The sequence below is a fragment of the Streptomyces albidus (ex Kaewkla and Franco 2022) genome (assembly GCF_013870515.1).
GTDB classification, from domain to species: Bacteria; Actinomycetota; Actinomycetes; order Streptomycetales; family Streptomycetaceae; genus Streptomyces; species Streptomyces albidus.
On record NZ_JACBXA010000016.1, the window covers coordinates 43,933 to 51,970 of the forward strand.

Annotated in this window: 4 protein-coding genes and 1 pseudogene; 2 read left to right on the plus strand and 3 right to left on the minus strand. The window is 69.9% G+C overall.

Annotated elements, in window-relative coordinates; all coding sequences use genetic code 11:
• Positions 1-14 precede the first annotated feature (14 nt).
• Positions 15-2,825 (plus strand): alpha-L-rhamnosidase, encoded by a 2,811-nt coding sequence (locus H5J26_RS05220; RefSeq protein WP_181764496.1) that lies wholly within the window; start codon positions 15-17, stop codon positions 2,823-2,825.
• Between the two features lie 414 nt (positions 2,826-3,239).
• Here H5J26_RS05220 and H5J26_RS05225 read toward each other — a convergent pair whose 3' ends face one another.
• From H5J26_RS05225 to H5J26_RS05235, 3 genes are all read right to left on the minus strand, one after another.
• Positions 3,240-4,013: an enoyl-CoA hydratase-related protein gene (locus H5J26_RS05225; RefSeq protein WP_181764497.1), complete on the minus strand. Its 774-nt coding sequence runs from the start codon at positions 4,011-4,013 to the stop codon at positions 3,240-3,242.
• Positions 4,014-4,250: 237 nt separating this feature from the next.
• Positions 4,251-5,129, minus strand: coding sequence for a GNAT family N-acetyltransferase (locus H5J26_RS05230; RefSeq protein WP_181764498.1), 879 nt, complete (start codon positions 5,127-5,129; stop codon positions 4,251-4,253).
• Between the two features lie 285 nt (positions 5,130-5,414).
• Complete coding sequence (locus H5J26_RS05235; protein WP_181764499.1) at positions 5,415-7,397, minus strand: APC family permease; 1,983 nt, start codon at positions 7,395-7,397, stop codon at positions 5,415-5,417.
• 398 nt (positions 7,398-7,795) lie between these two features.
• Between H5J26_RS05235 and H5J26_RS05240 the strand changes: the two are divergent.
• Positions 7,796-8,038: pseudogene (locus tag H5J26_RS05240) on the plus strand (hypothetical protein); the annotation flags it as partial.

Sequence of the window (8,038 nt, forward strand, 5' to 3'; positions counted from 1 at the left end):
GAGGCCCATCACTCATGGCCCACACCGATGTCAGCCCCGTCCGCTTCGAACATCGCAACGGTTCACCGCTCGGGATCGGGACCGCTGCCCCACGCCTGTCATGGCAGATCACCACCGATGATCCAGCCTGGCACCAAACCGCATACGAACTCGATTGTGACGGCACGGTTGTTCGCGTCGATTCCACCGAACAACTCCTGGTGGCATGGCCCTTCAAGCCGCTGGCCTCCCGCGCCCGCGCCACCGTCCGCGTCCGGGTCGCCTCGGGGGAGCGGTGGACGGACTGGAGCGAGTCCGCCACCGTCGAAGCCGGCCTACTGACGCCGGAGGACTGGAGCGCACGGTTCATCAGCCCCGCCACCCTCGCCCGTATCGGCGACCCGGCCCCGCTCCTCAGCCGCACGGTGACACTGCGTTCCGACGTGGGCATCGCCTCGGCGCGGCTGTACGCCACCGCGCACGGCGTCTACGCCGCCACCCTCAACGGCATGCGCGTCGGCGACGAGGTCCTGGCGCCGGGCTGGACCAGCTACCCCAACCGTCTGCGCTACGCCACGCACGACGTCACAGAACTGCTCCGCGAGGGCACCAACGAGCTGTCGGTGCTACTGGGCAACGGCTGGTACCGGGGCAGGCTGGGCTGGAGCGAGCCGCCTCGGGCCTTGTACGGCGACCGGCTCGCATTGCTGGTCCAGCTGGAGGTGACCTACGCCGACGGCTCGACCGAGACCGTCGGGACCGACGAACGGTGGTCCGCGCGCAACAGCAGCGTCCTCACCGACGACATCTACGACGGGCAGTGCACCGACCTGCGTCCCGCCACAACGGCGAGCGCCGCAGACTCCGTCGAGGTCGTCGAGGCGGACCTCGGCAGGCTGGTCGCGCCCGAAGGGCCACCCGTGCGGGCCACCGAGACCGTGCCGGCCGTGACGGTGTGGACCTCCCCCTCGGGCAGGACGCTCGTCGACTTCGGCCAGAACCTGGTCGGCTGGGTCCGCCTCACCGCCCGCCCTCCCCGCGACGCGACCGAGGTCACCATTCGCCACGCCGAGGTCCTCGACGAGCACGGCGAGCTCGGTGTACGCCCACTCCGTAGCGCTGAAGCCACCGACACCTATCTCCTCCCCACCCCGGACGCCGACGACGGGAACGAGGGGGCGGGTGAGGCGCTCGTGCTGGAACCGAGCCTGACCTTCCACGGCTTCCGCTACGCGGAGATCACCGGCCTCCACGGACTCGCCGCGGCTGACGCGGAAGCCGTCGTTCTCGGGACCGACCTGCGTCGCACCGGCTGGTTCTCCTGCTCCGACCCCGACGTGAATCAGTTCCACCAGAATGTCGTCTGGGGCATGCGCGGCAACTTCCTGGACGTCCCCACCGACTGTCCGCAGCGCGACGAACGCCTCGGCTGGACCGGGGACATCCAGGTCTTCTCACCGACCGCCGGCTTCCTCTTCGACACCGCCGGATTCCTCTCGTCCTGGCTCGCCGACCTCGAAGCCGAACAACACCCCGACGGCTCCGTGCCGTTCGTCATCCCCGATGTCCTGCGCGACGAGAACCCGACCGCCGCCGCCTGGGGCGACGCCGCCACCGTCGTTCCGTCGGTGCTCTACGAGCGCTACGCCGACCCCGAGATCCTGCGCCGCCAGTTCGACTCCATGTGCGCCTGGACCGACGCCGTCGCAGCCCGCACCACCGAAGGCGTCGTGGTGGGGGGTTTCCAGTTCGGCGACTGGCTCGACCCCACCGCGCCGCCCGACAACCCTTTCGCCGCCAAGGCCGACCCCGACGTCGTCGCCACCGCATGCCTCGCCCGCTCCGCCGGGCTCACCGCGGAGGCGGCCCGCGTCATCGGCCGCGACGCCGACGCCGAGCGCTACGCCGCGCTCGCCAACCGGACTCGCGAGGCCTTCACCCGCAACTACGTAACCGATGCGGGCAGGGTGCTCTCCGACGCCCCGACCGTCTACGCCCTGTCCATCGCCTGGGACCTGCTGCCAACCGCCACTCAGCGCGCGGGCGCCGGTGAACGACTCGCGGATCTCGTGCGCACCAGCGGCTTCCGTATCGCCACCGGCTTCGTCGGCACCCCCCTCATCACCGACGCCCTCACTGCCACGGGCCACCCCGACCTCGCCTACCGCCTCCTCCTCGAACGCGGCTGTCCCTCCTGGCTCTATCCGGTCACCATGGGCGCGACCACCGTCTGGGAACGCTGGGACTCCATGCTCCCCGACGGCACGATCAACCCCGGTCAGATGACCTCGTTCAACCACTACGCCTTGGGCGCCGTCGCCGACTGGCTCCACCGCACCCTCGCCGGCCTGGCCCCCGCCGCCCCCGGCTACCGGCGCATCACCATCCGGCCCGTCCCCTACCCGGCGTTCACTCACGCCGAGGCGCGTCACCTCACTCCGTACGGGGAGGCGAGCGCGGCCTGGCGCCGTGACGGTGACCGACTAACCGTTGAGGCCGTCGTCCCGCCAGGCACCACAGCGACCGTCCACCTCCCCAGCAGCACTGACCTCATCCAGGACCCCGTCGAGGTGCGGCACGGCCGCCATGTCTGGACCGTCCCCGCCCTCGCCACCCCCGACGCGGAGATCACCACCGTCCGCGACCTCATTGACGCCCCGAAGCTGTGGAACGACGTCGTCGAACTGCTTATCGACCACGGCTTCGGCACGGACCCCTCGGACATCGCACGGCGCGCCGCGCGCTACCTGAGCGTCCCCCCACTGGATCTGCCGCTCCATCTGCCGGGCAAGAGCGGGGAGAACAGCCGAGCGGCAGCCCGCCGGGCTCTAGCCGATCTACTCTGACCCCGGGCCCTCCGTAGGTGGTCCGGAGGGCTATGACTGCTGAACTGCCCGTCGCCATGAGTAGGTACCGTTGCCGCCGCCTTACCCGTCCAGAAGCTGACAGCGTCAGTGCCGGCCAGATCACGTTGGGGGTCCCTCGGGGGCCTGTCGGCAGGACGGCCACATGGCCAACGGGTGACCGGTGGCCGGCGGACGAAAGGCTGGTGATCGAGGGCTTCGAGTGCTGGACCCAGAGCTCAAGCCTTGAGAGAGGACATTCTTGAGCGGGGAGTCGCGCCGATGGCCCTTCACGGCAGGGGCCACCATGCCCGGCCAACGCGCAACCGGCCAACTGAAGCGCTCAGTCACAGCGGTTGTGACCGAGCGCTTCAGGGACGAGAACGTCTCACTGCCGGGGCGTGGCGCGGTGCGTGGTCAGTCCGGCCATTCCGGCGGGCGCTTCTCCAGGAACGCCGACATGCCCTCACGGGCCCCGGCCAGCTGCGAGGCCGAAGCCATCACCTCGAGGGCCACCTGGTACGCGTCGGCCTCCGGCCGGTCCAGCTGGGCGTAGAGGGTCTGCTTGCCGAGAGCCTTGCCGGCCCGGCTGCCTCGGGTCGCCCGAGCCAGCAACTCGGCGACGGCGTCGTCCAGTTCGTCGTCGGGCACCACGCGGTTCACCAGCCCCCACGCCTCCGCGGTCGCGGCGTCGACGGTGTCGCCGGTCAGCGCCATCTCCATCAGCCGTTTCCTGCCGATGGAGCGTGCGACCGGTACGGCCGGGGTGTGGCAGAACCACCCGCCCTTCCCTCCGGGCAGCGCGAACCCGGCGGACTCCGCGGCCACCGCGAGGTCGCAGGAGGCGACCAGTTGGCAGCCGGCCGCGGTGGCGAGTCCGTGCACCCGGGCGACGACTACCTGCGGCACCGACTGAACGATCCGCATCAGGTCGGTGCACAGTCGCAGCAGATCGCGGACCCCCGTCAGGTCCCGGGAGGCCACGTCCCCGAAGTCGTGGCCGGCGGAGAAGACGGGTCCGTCCGCGGCCAGCACGATCCCGGTCGCGTCACTCTCACCGGCTTCGGCGAAAGCGTCGCGCAGCTCGGTGAGGTGCCCGGCGGTCAGCGAGTTGCGGCGCGCAGCGCGGTTCATCGTGACCGTCACCGTGTCGCCGTCGCGCTTGACCAGGATGTGCTCGTACTCCGCCATCGCTCCACCGTAGCTCGCCCTGCTCTGACTGGCGGTCCCACACGGGAGTGCCTCCATTTCTCCCGAAGACAGTCCAACGGGCCTTCCCCCAGGCATGCCCGTACTTGTCATCTCAACTCGTCGCGAAGCAGGCACTACAGCTGTCCTGGGGCCTGGGGTGAATGTGCCGACGGGCCGGACGAGGTGACGCCCAGGTCCGGCCCGTCCGCGCCCCAGGCGGGACTTCGCGGACACGCCCTACAGGTCGAGCTGGTACTGGAGTGTGGTGTGCGTGGGCACATAGCCGAGGCTGTCGCTGATGTGTCTCATGTGCGTGTTGCTGTCGGCGGTGTCGGTCAGGAGGCCGCCGATGTCCGGACAACGCTCGTGGGCTTGCCGGATCGACTCGGCCTTCATCCATCGGCCGAGGCCGTGTCCGCGGTGCTCGGGCAGCACACCGGTGCCGTAGTGCTGGCCGTCACCCGTGCCGTCGCCGGGGACGACGAGTTCGGTGAATCCGGCGATCGAGCCGTCGCGGGTGTCGATGGCGACGACCGTGTGCAACTCGTCGCCGCGCTGTTCGACGGCCTTCGCGGCAGCCCGGACCCGGTCCACGTCCCAGGCCACCGTGCCGTGGTCGGTGTCGTCCATGGGCATGTCGTCCATGGCTCGGCGTGACGCGGCGAACGTCCGGGCGAGGGCGTCAGGGACGGTTCCCTGCCATGACGCCAGCCGGTAGCCGGGATGCGGACGTTCGACGACAGCGGCGAGGGCGGTGGCGTCCACGTCGGCCAGCGGCAAGCGGGCGAACCTCAGGGTGAGCACCTTGCGGAAGGCACGGGCCGGCAGGAAGTGGTCTCCGGCCGATCCGGACTCGGCCTGTGTGATGACGCAGCGTCGGCCGTTGTCCCGGGCGGCGGCCACGGCCGCGTCGAGGAGCCGGGAGCCGACGCCCTTGCGGCGCTCCACGGGATGGACGTGGAGGGTCAGTTCGGCCAGGTGCTCTTGTCCGCCGTCGAACAGGCGTAGAAAGGCCGTCCCGAGGGGGGCGGAATCGGTGTCGGATGCCAGCCAGGCGAGGCGTCGGCTGTGCGCCCCGTGAGCGGGGTCGGTCAGTGGGGTGATGCGAAGCGACAAGGTGTCTCCGTCGTGTGGAGGCGGCAGGGGTCCGTGCGCGGGCTCAACTGCCGGGCATTCGTGCGCATGTGCTCCACACCTCCTCGTCGACGGCGCGGTCCGGAATGACATGGACGGCCGGGCGAACGTAGTCGGCCCATCGGTACCTCGGCAAAGGGTTATCGGAAGGCCGGTGCGACCGCGGGGTCACAGTGGCCCGTTGACGGGCGCGACCGGCACGGTAAGCCCGCCATCCACGTCCAGGCACCGGAGTTGGGGTCCGGCGCGACGCTTGGGCCGCGGCGGTCAGCCGCCGACGTGGATACCGGGCCGACGGTCGGGTTCGGGTTCGTTGCGGCGGATGATCTCGCGAGTGACGGGAGCGGTGTCGCCGCGACCGAGCAGGAAGTAGCGGAACATGTGGCGCAGAGGGCTGCCTTCGGCCCACGAGAAGTAGCAGTGCGGCTGGACACCGGTGGCGTCGCGCAGGGCGAGCAGGATCGCGGCGATGGCGTTCGGGGCGGCCGGGGCCTCGGCCCGCAGGATCCGGTGGCCGTCGACCTCGACGCCGTGCACGGTGAGGGATTCGCTGAAGTCGGACGGATCGACCACGTCGATCTCCAGGAACAGCACGTCCGCCGGGCCGGGCACGGGATTGTCGAGGCGCTGCTCGCGCTCCTTGGCGGAGTACTCAGCTCCGTCACCCGCCTGACGCCGGTTGGCGATGACGTTGATGGAGGCGTCGTAGGCGAGGGTGTCGGCGACGAACTGACGGGCGGTCGGGTCGAAGAGGATGCGGTCGGCACGCAGCTCGGTGGTGCGTGAGACGCGGGAGATCAGCGACACGGCGATGATGCCGAGGATGAACAGGCCCGAGATGGCGATGCCGTCGGGCTTGTCGACGATGTTGGCCACCAGCGCGTAGAGCAGCACCAGCGTGAGCAGCCCGAAGCCTGTGGCAGCCGCGCGTCGACGGCGGCGTACGACTGAAACGGTGACCGCGAACGCACCGGAGACCATCATGGCGAGGATGCCGGTGGCGTAGGCGCCCGCCTGGGCGTCGACGTCGGCCTCGAATCCGATCGTGATGAGGACGCAGAGTGCGGTGTAGATCATCACGACGGGCCGTACCGCACGTCCCCATTCCGGGGCCATGCCGTAGTCGGGCAGGTATCGCGGGACGATGTTGACCAGCCCGGCCATCGCGGAGGCGCCGGCGAACCATAGGATCAGGATGGTGCTGATGTCGTAGACGGTGCCGAACGCCTCCCCGACGTTCTCGTGAGCCAGCCAGGCCAGGGCCCGGCCGTTGGCGGCGCCACCGGGCTCGAACTCCTTGTGGGGGATGAGGACGGTGGTCACGAAGCTGGCGGACAGCAGGTAGACGCTCATGGTGAGCGCGGCCGTGGTCAGCAGCCTTCGGGTGTTGCGGATACGGGAGCGCAGACGCTGCTCGGCATCGGCGCCCTCGGCGGCCACGAGCGGCATCATGCTGACACCGGTCTCGAAGCCGGAGAGGCCCAGCACCAGCAGCGGAAAGGCCAGGAGCGCCGGCCGGGCCAGATCGCCGAAGCCGCCTCCGCCCTCGGCAAGCGCGTCCGTCCATGCCGACCAGGCGCCTGTCGTGGTGAACACGTCCACCAACCCGACAGCAATGACCACCGCGTTGAGCATCAGGAAGACGGCGACCAGCGGGATGGCCACGCTGACCGCTTCGCTGAAGCCGAGCAGGAACACCCCTCCTAGAACCAGCAACAGCGCCACGGTGATGGCGACTTCATGACCGTGCAGGGCATGGGGCAGGTAGGGGTTCTCCGTCACGTGGACCGAGGCGTCCGCCGCGGACAGCGTGATCGTGATGATCCACGACGTGGCTACGAAGCCGAGCAGGGCCAGCACGAACAGCTTGCCCCACCAGAACGGCAGCAGGTCCTCCAGCATCGCCACCGAGCCGGCTCCGTGGGGGCTCTCCCCGGACACGCGCCGGTACATCGGCAGCATCCCGACCAGCGTCAAGATCACGATCAGCAGCGTCGCCAGCGGGGACACGGCTCCGGCCGCGAGGGCCGCGATCGCCGGCACATAGGCGAGGCTGGAGAAGTAGTCCACCCCGGTCAGGCACATCACCTTCCACCAGGCGTGCGTCTCCGTATGTCCCTCACCTGCCGCGGGCCCCACCGGCTGCACCCGATGGCGCAGCAACCACCCGGCCAGGCGGCCGGTCGGCTGGGCTCGAAGAGCGGGGCTGTCCACCGCTTCCGGCACGGCCGGCCCGTTCGTGTCTGCCATTCCGCTGTCAGCCTTCCCTTTCCGTCCAGCACGTCGTCACTGCTCTCGCGGCACCCCGACGGGCACCGAGTATGGGGCCCTTCGAAGGCGCTGAGCGCACCGGGGTGAGCTGCGGCGGCCCTGCGCTGACGCCCTGTCGGTGCGGTTCACCCTGCAAGACGGAAGCCGTCCACGCCCTTGCGACATCACATGGCGTCACGTGACACCGAGTGGCACCACCTGGTGCCGTCCTGGCGCCAATCCATGCCATCGAGAGCGCGTGAGCATGCGTGGCGCCATGGTCATCCAGATCGTTCTCCTTGCGTTTTCGCAGCTCAGGATGGTGATAGGTAGGCCTGTCCCGTAAAGGAGGTCACTCGGGGTTGCGTGTGGCGCCATAGTGGTGTCACTATGGCGTCATGGACCTCACCCCGTATGTCGACACCCTCCGCCGCGAACTCGCGGTGGCAGCCGAAGCCGGTGGCGACGAAGCCCGCGAGCTGAGCGAGAGGCTCACTGCTCCTCTGGAGTCGGCGACCCGGCTGACGATGCTCAACGTGCTCTCCGCCGCGATGGACGAGATCACCCGCGAACTCGCCCCGGGCTCGGTCGACGTGCGGCTGCGCGGGCTCGACCCCGACTTCGTGGTGACGCTGCCTCCC